Source organism: Actinoallomurus spadix, from assembly GCF_024055725.1.
Classification (GTDB): Bacteria; Actinomycetota; Actinomycetes; order Streptosporangiales; family Streptosporangiaceae; genus Actinoallomurus; species Actinoallomurus spadix.
Genome location: NZ_JAMXMX010000001.1, coordinates 270134 through 284726, shown reverse-complemented (window position 1 = coordinate 284726; position 14593 = coordinate 270134). Strand labels below are relative to the sequence as shown.

The following is a 14593-nucleotide window of genomic DNA, read 5'->3' as shown; positions in this document are numbered from 1 at the left end:
CTGCCTCGCCCGTGACGTGAATCCGCCCATGAGCTCGCCGACCCGCGCATTCCGTCCGCCGGCGGCGTCGGTACGGTGAGCCGGAGCCGAGAGAGGGGCGGACCGGTGCGAGCGGTGGCGTATGACGGGTTCGGGCGGATGCCCGAGGTACGGCAGGTGCCCGATCCCGAGCCGCCCCGCGCCGGGGTGGTGATCCGGGTGGAGGCGACCGGGCTGTGCCGCAGCGACTGGCACGGATGGATGGGCCACGATCCCGACATCACACGGTTTCCGCATGTGCCCGGGCACGAGCTGGCGGGCGTCGTCGCCGCGGCCGGCCCGGACGTCACGGGGTGGCGGGCCGGCGACCGGGTGACCGTGCCGTTCGTCTGCGCGTGCGGCCGGTGCGCGGCGTGCGCGGCCGGCGACCAGCAGGTGTGCGAGCGGCAGACGCAGCCCGGCTTCAGCCACTGGGGGTCGTTCGCGGAGTATGTCGCGATCGACAACGCCGACGTCAACCTCGTGTCCCTGCCCGGTGACCTGGCGTACGCGACGGCGGCCGCTCTGGGCTGCCGGTTCGCGACGGCCTTCCGGGCGGTCACCGCGCAAGGGCGCGTCGGGCCGGGCGAGTGGGTGGCGGTGCACGGCTGCGGCGGAGTCGGGCTGTCCGCCGTCATGATCGCCGCGGCGTGCGGGGCGCGGGTCGTCGCGGTCGACGTCTCCCCCGCCGCCCTGGATCTGGCCCGCCGTTTCGGCGCGGCCGCGTGCGTGCAGGGTCCCCACGGTGCGGCCGAGGCCGTCCGCGAGATCACCGGCGGCGGTGCGCACCTGTCACTGGACGCGCTCGGGAGCCCGGCGACCTGCGCGGCGTCGGTCGAGAGCCTGCGCCGCCGCGGACGTCACGTCCAGGTGGGGCTCCTGCCGCCGGCCGCCGGGCCCGCGATCGTGCCGATGCACCGGGTCATCGCCCTGGAACTGGAGATGCTCGGCAGCCACGGGATGGCCGCGCACGCCTACGGCCCGATGATGGCCATGGTCACGGCCGGCCTACTACGGCCGGACCTCCTCATCACCCGGACGATCGGCCTGGCGGACGCTCCGGCGGCCCTCGCGGCGATGGGCGACGTCCCCGCGGCGGGCGCCACCGTCATCATTCCTTAGGGGGCGTCCGGTGGATCTTCGTCCACCGGACGCCCCCTGGTCCTTCTCGTGCAGGTGGGCGAAGACCCGGCGCAGTAGCGCGTGCAGCACCGCGCGTTCCCGCTCGTCGAGGGGCGCCAGGACCTCCTCCTCCAGGGCCGTCGTCTCGGAGGTCAGGTCCGCGAGGGCCGTACGGCCGGCCGCGGTGAGGGTCACGGTGACCCGGCGCCGGTCGGCGGGGTCCCGGGCCCGCTCGACGTGGCCGGCGGCGGCCAGGTCGTCGAGGACCTTGACCACGTCGCTCGGATCGATCCTCAGGCGGGCCGCGAGGTCGCGTTGTGCCTGCGGGCCGAAGTCCGCCAGCGCCGCCAGGACGGCCATGTGCCAGAGGCGCAGGTCGCGCGCCGCGAGGCGCTCGATGATCCGGCCGCGCGCCGCCTTCCCCACGCGCGACAGCAGGTACGGGGTCAGCGCCAGCAGGCTGGGCGGTGTCTCTTCCATTCCGCACAGTGTAGGGTGCGAACCAATAATGGGTCTGCACCTACGAATTTGGAGACGTCATGGACGTGTTGTATCCCCGTCTGCTGGTCAGCCGGTTCGCCGAGTGCTTCGGGTTCTATGACGCGGTGCTGCCCGAGCTGGCCGGCGCGACCGTCGCGCGCGGCGGCGCGGCCGGGCCTTACGCCAGCTGGGACGTCGAAGGCGAGGGAGTGCTCGCCCTGTTCAGCCGCGCGGCGATGGCCGCGGCCGCCGGCACCGCGGACCTGCCGGCCGACGCGCCGGCCCAGGACGGCGTCATGCTCGTCGGCCGGGTCGCCGACGTCGACGCGGGATACACGCTGTGCCTGCGCCACGGCGCGAAGCCGGTCGCGGCCCCGTCCGACCGGCCGGAGTGGGGCCCGACCCTCCGTAACGCCCTGCTCCGCGACCCGGACGGCAACCTGCTGGAGCTGCAGTCGTACTGACCCCCCGCCGCCGGCCGCGGGCGTCCCTGACGGTGGCGGCCGCGATCCGGCGGTTCCCCGGTGCGGCGGTCGCCCCGTGCGGCGGTCGCCCGGTGTGGCGGACACCCGGCCGTTCCCTCGGCACGGCGGGCACCCGGCGAACCCCGAGGACGGAATGGCACGGCGGGTGAAGCGCCTCCGCGTCCGCCCGCCAACCGATATGTCGCGATGTTTGGAGGACGAGCAGGCGGCTACTCTCCCATGCGGGCATCAGTCGCCGGAAATGAGGCGCAAAGCCCGCGAATCTCACAAGACCCTGCTGTTTGAACGGGTTCAAATCTCCCGTACAGTAAGGTCTCGTGACCCTCGCCGTTGGACTGCCGGAACAGCTCGCCGTACGCACCGTTCCCGTGCGCACGCCAGAGGACCTGCTGGCGCGACTCCCCCACTCGTCCGTCCTGGCCTGGGTACGCCACGGGGAGGGGCTCGTCGGCTGGGGCGAGGCCGCGCGCGTCGCCGTCCCGCCGGGCGAGGACCGCTTCACGTGGGCGCGGCAGTGGCTCACGGCGCTGTTCGACGCCGCCACGGTCGACGATCCCCTGCGGGTGCCCGGGTCCGGGCCGGTCGCGTTCGGCAGCTTCTCCTTCGACCCCCGTTCCGGGGACTCGGTGCTGATCGTGCCGCGCACCGTCCTCGGCCGCCGTGACGGCCAGGCCTGGTACACCACGATCGGCGAGCGCCCCGACCCGCTGACCCTCCTGCGGCCCCCGGCGCCGCCCGCCGCCGTCCGGTGGGCCGACGGCGACGTCACCGCGCCGCGGCACATGCGGGCCGTGGCCGCCGCCGTGCGGCGCATCCGCGCGGGACACCTGTCCAAGGTCGTTCTCGCCCGCGACCTGCTGGCCGTGGCCGACGAGCCGATCGACAGCCGGATCCTGCTCCGGCGTCTCGCCGACCGCTTCCCGTCCTGCTACACGTTCGCGTGCGCCGGGCTGGTCGGAGCGACGCCCGAACTGCTCGTCCGGCGCATGGGCGGCCAGGTCGAGTCGCTCGTGCTGGCCGGGACGATCGCACGCGGCTCGGACAGCGACTCCAGCGCCGCCAGCACCCTGTTCGCCTCGGCCAAGGACCGGGAGGAGCACTCGTACGCGGCCGACATGGTCCGCGCCGCACTGGCCCCGCTCTGCCGGGACCTGACGGTGCCCGCGGAGCCGGAGATCCTGCGCCTGTCGAACCTCATCCACCTGGCCACCCCCGTACGCGGCCGGCTCGAGGAGGACCGCTCGGTCCTGGACGTCGTCGGCGCGCTGCACCCGACGCCCGCGGTCGGCGGTACGCCCACCGACACCGCCCTGGACCTGATCCGCGAGCTGGAGGCCATGGACCGCGGCCGTTACGCCGGGCCCGTCGGCTGGATCGACGCCCGGGGCGACGGCGAGTGGGGCATCGCGCTGCGGTGCGCGCAGGTCGAGGGGCCGCGCGCCCGCCTGTACGCCGGTGGCGGCATCGTCGCCGGCTCCGACCCGGCCGCCGAGCTCGAGGAGACCCAGACCAAACTGCGCGCGATGCAGTACGCCATCGAGGGCTGACACCCTCCCAGTCTCGCCGATCCGGGGCTCAGCCCGAGCGGGACTCCACGAGCACGCCGATCCCGTCCAGGATCCGGGCGAGACCGAACTCGAAGGCGTACTCCGGGCTGAGCGCGGCCTGATGGGCCTCGCCCGCGGCGGAGCCCACCCGCGCGGCGACGGGATATCGGTCGGCTTCGAAGACCTTCGCCAGCAGCGGACCGTGCGCCGCCCACCATTCCTCGTCCGTCATGCCCGTACGGCTCTGCGCCTCGGCCGCCTCGACGAGCAGGCGCGCCGAGCTCACCGCGTGCTGCAGGACGAGGGTGAGCACCGCGTCCATCTCCACGTCGGTCAGCCCGATCCCCTCCACCGCGCGCAGTTCCTCGTCGTACTTGGCCAGCGTGTTCGGGCCGAGGGCCGGGCGGGCCGTCGCGACCTGGAGCATCCAGGGATGCCGCCGATACAGGGTCCAGTTGGCGCGGGCGACCCGCTCGAGCCGCTCCCGCCAGCCGCCGGGCGTCTCGACCGGGCCTGAGCGCTCACCGTAGACGGCGTCGACCATCAGGTCGATCAGTTCCGCCTTGCCGGGGACGTACGTGTAGAGCGACATGGCGCCCACGCCCAGGCGTTCGGCGACCCGCCGCATCGACAGCGCGGACAGGCCCTCGGCGTCGGCGACCTCGATGGCGGCCCGGGTGATCTGCTCGGTCGTCAGGCGCGGCTTCGGTCCCCGCCGGGGGCGCGCCCGCACGCCCCAGAGCAGCTCCATGGTCCGCGTGGGGTCGCCGCTGCCGCTGTACTCCGTCGTCACCTCGCGATTGTCTCCGACCCGGCTCCGTGGCGCGAACTCCGTATGGCGTACGGTATTCTATCCCGCACACTACTCCGTACGACGTACTGAGTTAAGGGGATGGGATGACCACGACCGACCTGGCCGTCGCCGCCGAAGGCCTGCGCAAGCGGTACGGCGACACCGCCGCCCTGGACGGCCTGGACCTCGCGGTGCCCGCCGGCGCCGTCCGCGGGCTCCTGGGGCCGAACGGCGCGGGCAAGACGACGACCGTACGGATCCTGACCACTCTGCTCCGGCCCGACGAGGGCCGCGCGACCGTCGCCGGATTCGACGTCCTCAGCCGGCCCGCCGAGGTCCGCCACAGGATCGGGCTGCTCGGCCAGCGCACGGCGGTCGACGAGATCCTCAGCGGCCGGCAGAACCTGGAACTGTTCGGGCGGCTGCACCACCTGGGCGCGCGCGCCGCGCGGGCCCGCGCCGCCGAGCTCCTCGACCGCTTCGGCCTGGGCGACGCGGGGGCGAAGCCCGTCGGTCGCTACTCCGGCGGCATGCGCCGGCGTCTCGACCTCGCCGCGGCGCTCATCCTCGCGCCCGCCGTGCTGTTCCTGGACGAACCGACGACCGGGCTGGACCCGCGCGGCCGCCTGGAGATGTGGGACGCCGTCCGCGCGCTCGCCCGGGAGGGCACCACGGTGCTGCTCACCACCCACTACCTGGACGAGGCCGACCACCTCGCCGACACCATCTCGGTGGTCGACCACGGCCGGGTCGTCGCCGAGGGCACGCCCGACGAGCTCAAGGCCCGTACCGGCGACGACCGGATCGACGTCGTCGTCCGGGATCCGGCCGCGCTGCCCGCCGCCGCCGAGCTCCTGAGCCGCGTCAGCGGGACCACGGCCGAGGTCGACGCGGACCTGCGCCGCGCCGGCGCGCCGGTGCGCGACCGCGCCACGGCACTCACCCAGGTCGTCCGGGCGCTGGCCGACGCGGGCATCGACGCCGAGGACATCGCGCTACGGCGCCCGACCCTCGACGAGGTGTTCCTGCACCTGACCGGGCACCGCGCCGGCGACGCCCGCCACGACGAACAGGAGGTGCCGGCATGACCGGCCACGTTCCCTCACTCCCCCGCACGCCCGCGGCCCGCTTGCGCTGGGCCCTCGCCGACGGATGGACACTGACCCGCCGCGCCCTGACGCACTGGGCGCGGCAGCCCGCCCAGGTCGTCGTCGGCCTGCTCTTCCCGATCATGATCGTCCTGATGTTCCGCTACCTGTTCGGCGGCCAGATGCGGGTGCCCGGAGGCGGTGGCTACGCCGAGTTCCTGCTGCCGGGGATGTACGCGATGACGATGGCGTTCGGGCTGGAGACCACGTTCGCCGCCGTCAGCGGGGACGCGGCCAAGGGCGTCACCGACCGGTTCCGCTCCCTGCCGATGGCCTCCTCGGCGGTGGTCACCGGTCGTGCCGCCGCCGACCTGCTCCACTCCGCGCTCACCCTCGCCCTGATGCTGGCCTGCGGGCTCGCCGTCGGCTGGCGCTGGCACGACGGCACGGCACGGGCCCTCTGGGCGATCGCGCTGCTGCTGCTCCTGCGCTTCGCCCTGCTGTGGGCCGGGATCTACCTCGGTCTCGTCGCCGGCGACCCGCAGCTGCTCGTGGCAGTGCAGATCCTGGTGTGGCCCGTCGGCTTCCTGTCCAACGTCTTCGCCGCACCGTCCACCATGCCCGGCTGGCTCGGGGCGATCGCCGAGTGGAACCCGCTCTCGGCCACGGTGTCGGCGACCCGGGAGCTGTTCGGGAACCCCGGATGGGGCGGCGGATCCTGGGCCGCCCGTCACTCCCTCCTGCTCGCCGTCCTGTGGCCGGTACTGATCACCTTGGTCTTCTTCTCCCTGTCCGTACGGCGGTTCCGGCGGCTGAGCCGCTGAGCGGCGCCCGTCCCGGCCGGAAGCAGCACCCCTCCGGCCGGGACGGAGCGCATACCCGCCCCGTCACCGGCCCGCCGATCGGCGCGCCCCCGCACGACGAGGAACGGCCACCCGCGCCCGATAAGGTCCAGGTCATGAGCGAATGGATCGAACTGGAAGGCGCGGTCAACGTGCGGGACCTGGGCGGCCTGCCCACGGCGGACGGCGGCGCCATTCGTCCCGGCGCGCTGCTGCGCTCGGACAACCTGCAGGACCTCACCCCGGCCGACATCCGCCACCTGGTCACCGGCCGCGGCCTGCGCAACGTCGTCGACCTGCGCAGCGAGTCCGAGGTGAACCTCACCGGTCCCGGCCCGCTCACCCGCGAGCCCGCGGTCACGATCCACCACCTGTCCCTGTTCACCGAGGGCGGCCGCTACACCGACGTCGACGCCGACACGATCGACACGGACAAGATTCTGCCCTGGCAGAACCGTCAGGAGGACGGCCCGGAGACCGACCGCTCCGTGGGCCACTACCTCGGCTACCTCGCCGACCGGCCCGACTCCGTCGTGCGCGCCCTGCGGGTCATCCCCGTGGGCACCTCGATCGTTCACTGCGCCGCGGGCAAGGACCGCACCGGCGTCGTCATCGCCTTCGCCCTGCATGTCGCGGGCGTGCCCCGTGAGGAGATCGTCGCCGACTACGCGGCGACCGGCGAACGCCTGGAGGCGATCCTCGCCCGCCTGCGTTCCAGCCCCATCTACGCGCAGGACCTCGACTCACGGCCCGCCGACACGCACATGCCGCACCCGCAGACGATGGAGAAGTTCCTCGCGGTCGTCGACGAGCGCTTCGGCGGCCCGCTCGGCTGGCTCGAACGCCACGGCTGGACCGAGGAGGACACCACCGCCCTCCGCACCACCCTCCACGATGGCAGCCGGTGACGATCAGTGATGGAATTCAACTCTGCGTGTTAGGCTTCCGCCAAGCCACCGGCACCGAGCATTGGGGAATCATGTCTGTTATGACCTCACTGCCCGAGTGGCTCTATCCCGGGCCGGAGGGCGGCTGGACGTCGGACGATCTGGACGCCCTCCCGCCCGACGCCCCGAAGCATGTGGAGCTGATCGACGGAGCCCTCGTCCTGATGTCACCGCAGACCAAGTTCCACATGCTGGTGGTCGACCTGCTGACCGACGCACGGCTGGGCATCCGTCCGCCGGCGGGTCTCACCGTCGTGCGGGAGATGACCGTCAAGCTCGGCCTGCGGCAGCGTCCGGAACCTGACGTGATGGTCGTCGCGGATCAGCGGCCGGACGATCTCGACCGCACGTACTACCTCCCCGAAGAAGTACGGCTCGTCGTCGAGGTGGTCTCTCCCGACTCGGAGGACCGCGATCGATTCACGAAGCCGATCAAGTACTCGGAGGCCGGGATCAGGTATCTCTGGCGGATCGAGCGGGACGGCCACCGGCCGGTCGCCTACACCTACGAGCTCGATCCGTCCATCCGGGCATACGTGCCGACCGGCGTCCATCACGGCCGGCTGCGGACGAACATCGGATTCGAGGTCGACCTGGATCTCGACCTGGGCCGGTTCGGCCACCGCTGACCGAAGGGTCATTGCGGCCGGAAACCGACCGCAATCCGCCGTACGGTGCCGATCATGGAGATGCTTCGTTCCCCCGAGCCGGCCCCGTCCCCCACCACGGCGGCAGAGGGCGTCCTCGGCCGGCGGGCGCTGAACCGGGCGCTGCTCGCCCGCCAGATGCTGCTCGTCCGCGAGACCATGCCGGCCGTCCGGACGGTGGAACACCTGATCGCGATGCAGGCCCAGGCCCCGCTCGCGCCGTACGTCGGACTATGGACCCGGCTCGCGGGCTTCCGCACCGAGGACCTCGCGGACCGGATCGAGGGCCGCGACCTCGTCCGCGTCGCGCTGATCCGCGGCACGATCCACCTGGTCAGCGCCGCCGACTGCCTCGAGCTGCGCCCCCTCGTCCAGCCCGTGCTCGACCGCGCCCTCAAGACGGGTTACAGCCGGCACCTGACCGGACTCGACCTCGAAGAGGTCGAGTCCGCCGGCCGGGCGATCGTCGAAGAGCGGCCGCGCACGTTCGCGGACCTCGGCGCGGCGCTCGCCGAACACCTGCCGGAGCGTGATCCCGGCGCGCTCACCGCGGTCGTGCGCACCCAGGTGCCGCTCGTGCAGCTGCCGCCCCGGGGCATGTGGGGGCGGGGCGGGCAGGCGGTGCACACGTCGGCCGAGTCATGGCTGGGCCGGCCTCTGTCGGCGGCCCCTTCGCCGGAGGCGATGGTGCTCCGCTACCTGGCCGCGTACGGCCCGGCATCGGTCAAGGACCTGCAGAGCTGGTCGGGCCTCACCCGGCAGCGCGAGGTGGTCGACCGGCTCCGGCCCCGCCTGCTGTCCCTCCGCGACGAGAAGGGCACCGAACTGCTCGACCTTCCCGACGCCCCACGGCCCGGCCCGGAGACGCCCGCTCCGCCCCGTTTCCTTCCCGAGTACGACAACCTGCTGCGGTCGCACGCGGACCGTACCCGCGTGCTCCCCGAGGAGCATCGCCGGCGGCTCGCCACCCCGAACGATTCTCCACGGCCGGTGTTCCTCATCAACGGCTTCGTGCACGGCACCTGGCGGATCACCCGCGAGCGGGATCGCGCGGTGCTCACCGTCGAGCCGTACGCCCCGTTGCCCGCCCTGGACCGTACGGCGCTCCTCGAGGAGGGCGCCCGGCTGCTGGACTTCGCCGCCGGCGGCGCCGACCACGACATCCGGATCGCCGACTCTCCGAGCGGGTGAGGCGCGGAGCGCGGGTCACACGCCGAGGAGCGACCGGACCGCGTCCTGCGCCGCCTCGCGCATGCGGGCGTGGAACTCGGCGTTGGCCGCGCGGTCGGTGCGCGCCTCCACGATCCGCAGCCCCTCCCTGGCCACGACCTTCGGCAGGTCGTTCAGCGACTCCAGCCGGGCGTACGGGATGCCGTGCGCCGCCGTGATGGAGGCGATGTCCACCTGGTGCGGCGTGGCGAAGACCCGCTCGAACGACTCGGGAAACGACGCCTGCGGCAGCAGCGAGAAGATCCCGCCACCGACGTTGTTGATCACGATGATGGCCAGGTCCGGCCGCTGATCCTGCGGGCCGATGACCAGGCCGTTCTGGTCGTGCAGGAAGGCCAGGTCGCCCAGCAGGGCGTAGGCGCGGTTGCCGTGCGCCAGCGCCGCGCCCATCGCCGTCGAGACGAGGCCGTCGATGCCGCTCGCGCCCCGGTTGGCGAGGATGCGGATGCCCCGGCGCGGGTGCATCGTCTGGTCCAGGTCACGGATCGGCATGCTCGCCGACGCCAGCAGCAGCGAGCCGCCGGGGATCGTCGCGACGAGGTCACGGACGAGTCTGGGCTCGGTCAGCTCGTCGGTGGAGTCCAGGACCGAGTCGACCGCGTTGCGCGCGATCAGGTCGGCGGTCCGCCAGGACTTCAGCCACGAGTCGTCGCCCGACACGGCCGGGATCTCCGCCTCCTGGGCCACCTGCGTGGCCGACCGGACCGGGTCCGGCCAGCGCGCCAGCGACGGGGAGACGACGACGTGCTGCTCGGCGCGGCGCAGGAACGACAGCAGCGGGCGGGACAGGCCCGGCTTGCCCAGCGTCACCACCACGTCCGGGTGGTGCCGGTCGACGAACTCCGGCACGCCCAGCAGGAAGTGGTGTGCCGACAGGGCGTGGTCGCCGTAGCGGGCGTTGCCGTTCGGCTCGGCCAGCACGGGCCAGCCCGCCATCGACGCCGCCGCGACGTAGCGCTTGACGTTGACCGCGCCATCGCCGACCACGAGGACGCCACGGCGGGTCGGGGGCACGTGCAGCACCGAGCCCGGCGTCGCGGCGCGCACCTTCGTCCAGGCGCCGGTGACGTCGCCTTCCAGGGGCTCGCACCAGTCCTCGTCCCCATCGGGGATGAGCGGCTCGCGGAACGCGAGGTTCAGGTGGACCGGGCCCGGGTCGGGCTCCAGGGCCGCGTGCCAGGCACGGCTGGCCAGCGACCGCCAGTACGCCACCATCCCGGGGCGCTCCTCCGGCACGCCGACCTCACAGCTCCAGCGCACCGCCGTGCCGTACAGCTTGACCTGGTCGATCGTCTGGTTCGCGCCGGTGTAGCGCAGCTCCGGCGGCCGGTCGGCGGTCAGGATCAGCAGCGGCACGCCCGCCTCGTGCGCCTCGACGACGGCCGGATGGAAGTTCGCGGCGGCCGTCCCCGACGTGCAGATCACCGCGACCGGGCGGCCGCTGCGCTTGGCGATCCCGAGCGCCAGGAACGACGCCGACCGCTCGTCGAACCGCACGTGCAACCGGATCTTCGACTGCTGGTGCAGCGCCAGGGCCAGGGGCGCGGACCGCGAGCCGGGGGCCAGCACGGCGTCGGTCATCCCGCAGCGCGTCAGCTCGTCGACCAGCACGGTCGCCAGCGCGGTCGCCGGGTTCATCGCACGCCCTCGGCGTCCGTCACCAGCGGGGCCCCGCCCAGCTCACGCTGCGCCTCGGCCGCCCGGCGCCGCCAGGCCGCGCCGCCGGCCTCGTACCGTCGCAGGGCGTCCTCGTCGACCTCCGGGCGGCGCACGTCGATCGCGCCGTCGGTCACCGTGAGCGGGTCGGTCACGACATCGCCCTCCAGCAGCGAGAGGGTTCCGAGGCCGCAGGCGTACGGCAGCTCGGGCAGCGCGGCGGCCAGCGCCGCGCCCGCGGCGAGCCCGACCGAGGTCTCGACCGCGCTGGAGACCACCACCGGCAGCCCGCACGCCTCGGCCACGCGCAGGGCGGCGCGCACCCCGCCCAGGGGCTGCACCTTGAGCACGACGACGTCGGCGGCCCCGGCCGCCCGGACGCGCAACGGGTCCTCGGCGCGGCGGATCGACTCGTCGGCGGCGATCGGCGTCTCGACGCGGCGGCGCACGGCGGCGAGCTCGTCCAGCGTCGCGCAGGGCTGCTCGGCGTACTCCAGCTCACCGAGGAGCCGCAGCATGCGGACGGCGGTGTCGGGATCCCAGGCGCCGTTCGCGTCCACCCGGACCCTGCCGCCGGGGCCGAGCGCGTCGCGGACCGCCTCGACCCGCGCGAGGTCGTCCGCCTCCGTCTGCCCGGGCTCGGCGACCTTCACCTTGGCCGTGCGGCAGCCGGACACGCGGGCGATCCGGTGGGCGGTCTCCGCGTCGACCGCCGGCACCGTGACGTTCACCGGGATGCGGGAGCGCAGCGGCGGCGGCCATCCGTCATGCGCCGCCTCCTGGGCCGCAGCGAGCCAGCGGGCGCACTCCTTCGGCCCGTACTCCGGAAAAGGGGAGAACTCCCCCCATCCGGCCGGTCCCCGCACCAGCATCCCCTCTCGCCGTGTCACCCCGCGAAACCGCGTGCGCATCGGGATGGCGAACCCGCGCAATGGCCTGACCCCCTGTCCGGAGACGTTGCTTCCCGCCTTTACCTTAGGGCCGCGCGTCGCCCGCTCGTGCACGGGCCGGTCAGTAGTACCAGGGGAAACGGGACCAGTCGGGGGCGCGCTTCTCAAGGAAGGAGTCGCGGCCCTCGGCGGCCTCGTCGGTCATGTACGCCAGCCGGGTCGCCTCACCGGCGAAGACCTGCTGGCCGACCAGACCGTCGTCGATGAGGTTGAAGGAGTACTTCAGCATCCGCTGCGCGGTGGGGCTCTTTCCGTTGACCTTCCGTGCCCACTCCAGCGCGGTCCGCTCCAGCTCGGCGTGCGGCACGACGGCGTTGACCATGCCCATGCGGTGGGCCGCCTCGGCGTCGTACGTGTCACCCAGGAAGAAGATCTCCCGGGCGAACTTCTGTCCCACCTGCCGGGCCAGGTAGGCCGAGCCGAACCCGCCGTCGAAGCTGGCGACGTCCGCGTCGGTCTGCTTGAACCGCGCGTGCTCGCGGCTGGCGAGCGTCAGGTCCGCGACGACGTGCAAGCTGTGCCCGCCGCCGGCCGCCCAGCCGGGGACGACGCAGATGACGACCTTCGGCATGAACCGGATCAGCCGCTGCACCTCCAGGATGTGCAGCCGGCCCGCGCGGGCGGGGTCGATCGTGTCGGCGGTCTCGCCCTCGGCGTACCGGTAGCCGTCCCGGCCGCGGATCCGCTGGTCACCGCCCGAGCAGAACGCCCATCCGCCGTCCTTGGGCGACGGGCCGTTGCCGGTGAGCAGCACGCACCCGACGTCGCTGGACATCCGGGCGTGGTCGAGCGCGCGGTACAGCTCGTCGACGGTCTTCGGGCGGAACGCGTTGCGGACCTCCGGCCGGTCGAACGCGATGCGCACCGTGCCCTGGTCGACCGCCCGGTGGTACGTGATGTCGGTGAAGTCGAAGCCCTCGACCGCCTTCCACGCGTCCGGGTCGAACAGCTCGGAGACCATGCGGTGTTCCTTTCCAGCCCGCCGGCGGCCCGCTGCCTGTCGGCGCCCGCTCTATTCAAGCGTGCCGGTGGTGGGGTCCGGCGGGCGGTGTCCCCGGGACATCGTCGGACTCCAAGTGCCGGCCTTCACATAGTAATTGAAGAATCAACCTGGGCTAGGCTGGGCCGCGTCATGAGCCGAAGCCTGCACGCCGTCGTCCTGCCGCCCGGCCCCCTGCTGTTCCGCCGTCTCGAGGCGGCGCTCGACGGCAGCGGCCCGGCGATCTGCCCCCTCTCCCCCGACCTGCCCGCCCCGGCCCTGGCCCGGCTGCTCGACGTGCTGCGCCCGTCGTGGGTGGAGACCCCCCACGGGAGACGGCGCCACGACTGCGCGCCCGGCCCGGCGGTGGCCGACGACACGGCGGTGCTGATCGCCACCTCCGGGTCGACCGGCGCCTCGAAGGTCGTGGAGTTGTCGGCGGCCGCGCTGCGGCACTCCGCCTCGGCGACGCTGGCACGGGTCTCCGCCGAGCCCGGCGACCGCTGGCTGTGCTGCCTGCCGACCAGTCACATCGCGGGTGTCCAGGTGCTCGTACGTTCCCTGGTCGCCGGCACCGACCCGGTGATCCACCCGCGCTTCGACGTGTCGCGGGTGGCGGGATCGGGCGCGGCCCACATCTCGGTGGTGCCGACCCAGCTCCGCCGCCTCCTCGACGCCGGCGTCGACCTGAGCGGCTTCCGGTCGATCCTGCTGGGCGGGGCCGCGCCGCCGCCCGACCTGGTGGAGACGGCGCGCTCGCGCGGCGGCCGGGTCTTCACGACGTACGGGATGAGTGAGACCTGCGGCGGCTGCGTGTACGACGGCGTTCCCCTCGACGGCGTGGCCGTCGAGATCGGCGCCGACGGGCGCATCCGGCTGGCCGGGCCGGTGCTGTTCGACGGCTACCGGCTCAGGCCCGAGCTGACCGCCGCCGTGCGGGACGGTGCCTGGTTCGTCACCCAGGACCTGGGCGTCATCGAGAACGGCCGGCTGCGGGTGCGGGGCCGGGCCGACGACGTCATCGTCACCGGCGGGGAGAAGGTCGTGGCGGGTGAGGTGGCGGGGGTGCTGGCCCGTCACCCCGGCGTACGGGACGTCGCCGTCGTGGGACGCGCCGATCCCGAGTGGGGCGAGCGGGTGACCGCCGTCGTGGTCCCCGGCGACGACCCGCCGGACCTGGAGGAGCTCCGCGCCTGGGTCCGCGCGGAGCTCCCCGCGTACGCCGCGCCGCGTCAGGTCGAGTTCGTGGAGGAGCTGCCGCTGCTGCCCTCCGGCAAACCCGACCTGCAGCGCCTGCGCCGCGCTTGAGGGCCCTGGTGCCTGTCTCGAAGCCCGCGGACGGGGACTTCGAGACAGGCCCTACAGCCGGTAGAAGTCGGTGTAGTGGTTCGGCGAGAACCAGGTCACGCCGGTGCTGCGGTTGACGACGATCCGGTACGCGTCGCGCGCGGCGCCCTTGGCGCGGGAGTACACGTCGTACTCGTAGTAGGTGGCGCCGCTGGGCAGCTCGCCCTCGCGGTTGTAGAACCGCCCGCCGGTGTAGTTGTACTTACCGTCCGGCCAGGAGTACCAGCCGCTGGTCGTGGGGTAGCCCTTGGAGGCCCAGATCGAGTCGGCCGAGCGGGCGTCGGCGCAGCGCGAGATCGTGCAGGAGCCGTAGACCGACGCGCCGGCGTGGGTGGTGCCGACCACGCCGGCCAGGGACGCGGTCGCGGCGACGGTGACGGCGATCCGGGCCGTCCAAGTGGAGCGAGGGCGGTGGCGGGTGTACACGGAGCCTCCTTGTCAGGGGGACGGTCATCCGTCATG

General features: G+C 73.5%; 15 protein-coding genes. 9 read left to right on the top strand and 6 right to left on the bottom strand.

Features of this window, described 5'->3' with window-relative positions:
- Positions 1–105: 105 nt before the first annotated feature.
- Entirely contained in the window at positions 106–1140 is a 1035-nt protein-coding gene (locus NE235_RS01245) for a zinc-dependent alcohol dehydrogenase family protein (RefSeq protein WP_252798768.1), read from the top strand.
- Here NE235_RS01245 and NE235_RS01240 read toward each other — a convergent pair.
- Positions 1030–1620: a MarR family winged helix-turn-helix transcriptional regulator gene (locus NE235_RS01240; RefSeq protein ID WP_252798767.1), complete on the bottom strand. Its 591-nt coding sequence runs from the start codon at positions 1618–1620 to the stop codon at positions 1030–1032. The two genes, NE235_RS01245 and NE235_RS01240, sit on opposite strands and share 111 nt — an antisense overlap.
- A 59-nt stretch (positions 1621–1679) precedes the next feature.
- Between NE235_RS01240 and NE235_RS01235 the strand changes: the two genes are divergently transcribed.
- Positions 1680–2084 (top strand): VOC family protein, encoded by a 405-nt coding sequence (locus NE235_RS01235; protein WP_252798766.1) that lies wholly within the window; start codon positions 1680–1682, stop codon positions 2082–2084.
- Positions 2085–2422: 338 nt separating this feature from the next.
- Complete coding sequence (locus NE235_RS01230; RefSeq protein WP_252798765.1) at positions 2423–3652, top strand: isochorismate synthase; 1230 nt, start codon at positions 2423–2425, stop codon at positions 3650–3652.
- A gap of 28 nt (positions 3653–3680) precedes the next feature.
- Here NE235_RS01230 and NE235_RS01225 read toward each other — a convergent pair whose 3' ends face one another.
- Positions 3681–4445, bottom strand: a complete 765-nt coding sequence (locus NE235_RS01225; protein ID WP_252798764.1) for a TetR/AcrR family transcriptional regulator — start codon at positions 4443–4445, stop codon at positions 3681–3683.
- A 104-nt stretch (positions 4446–4549) separates the two neighbouring features.
- Between NE235_RS01225 and NE235_RS01220 the strand changes: the two genes are divergently transcribed.
- From NE235_RS01220 to NE235_RS01200, 5 genes are all read left to right on the top strand, one after another.
- The gene (locus tag NE235_RS01220; RefSeq protein WP_252798763.1) at positions 4550–5533 is read left to right on the top strand and encodes an ATP-binding cassette domain-containing protein; all 984 of its coding nucleotides are present in this window, start codon (positions 4550–4552) and stop codon (positions 5531–5533) included.
- Positions 5530–6357: an ABC transporter permease gene (locus tag NE235_RS01215; RefSeq protein WP_252798762.1), complete on the top strand. Its 828-nt coding sequence runs from the start codon at positions 5530–5532 to the stop codon at positions 6355–6357. Before NE235_RS01220 ends, NE235_RS01215 begins: the two co-directional genes overlap by 4 nt.
- Before the next feature lie 134 nt (positions 6358–6491).
- Positions 6492–7283, top strand: a complete 792-nt coding sequence (locus NE235_RS01210) for a tyrosine-protein phosphatase (protein WP_252798761.1) — start codon at positions 6492–6494, stop codon at positions 7281–7283.
- An 80-nt stretch (positions 7284–7363) separates the two neighbouring features.
- Positions 7364–7951 carry a Uma2 family endonuclease gene (locus tag NE235_RS01205; protein WP_252798760.1) on the top strand — a complete coding sequence of 196 codons (588 nt, stop codon included), beginning with the start codon at positions 7364–7366 and terminating at the stop codon, positions 7949–7951.
- A 54-nt stretch (positions 7952–8005) separates the two neighbouring features.
- Positions 8006–9160, top strand: coding sequence for a winged helix DNA-binding domain-containing protein (locus NE235_RS01200; protein ID WP_252798759.1), 1155 nt, complete (start codon positions 8006–8008; stop codon positions 9158–9160).
- A 15-nt stretch (positions 9161–9175) separates the two neighbouring features.
- Here NE235_RS01200 and menD read toward each other — a convergent pair whose 3' ends face one another.
- The 3 genes from menD to NE235_RS01185 form a co-directional block, all read right to left on the bottom strand.
- A complete protein-coding gene (gene menD, locus NE235_RS01195) occupies positions 9176–10837 on the bottom strand; it encodes a 2-succinyl-5-enolpyruvyl-6-hydroxy-3-cyclohexene-1-carboxylic-acid synthase (RefSeq protein ID WP_252798758.1) in 1662 nt (553 codons plus the stop codon).
- Positions 10834–11766, bottom strand: coding sequence for an o-succinylbenzoate synthase (locus NE235_RS01190; protein ID WP_252798757.1), 933 nt, complete (start codon positions 11764–11766; stop codon positions 10834–10836). Before NE235_RS01190 ends, menD begins: the two co-directional genes overlap by 4 nt.
- 100 nt (positions 11767–11866) lie before the next feature.
- Positions 11867–12766, bottom strand: coding sequence for a 1,4-dihydroxy-2-naphthoyl-CoA synthase (locus NE235_RS01185; RefSeq protein WP_252798756.1), 900 nt, complete (start codon positions 12764–12766; stop codon positions 11867–11869).
- A gap of 171 nt (positions 12767–12937) precedes the next feature.
- Between NE235_RS01185 and NE235_RS01180 the strand changes: the two genes are divergently transcribed.
- Positions 12938–14092, top strand: a complete 1155-nt coding sequence (locus tag NE235_RS01180) for an AMP-binding protein (RefSeq protein WP_252798755.1) — start codon at positions 12938–12940, stop codon at positions 14090–14092.
- 51 nt (positions 14093–14143) lie between these two features.
- Here the strand turns inward: NE235_RS01180 and NE235_RS01175 are convergent, their stop codons facing one another.
- A complete protein-coding gene (locus NE235_RS01175) occupies positions 14144–14557 on the bottom strand; it encodes a ribonuclease domain-containing protein (protein WP_252798754.1) in 414 nt (137 codons plus the stop codon).
- Positions 14558–14593: the final 36 nt, after the last annotated feature.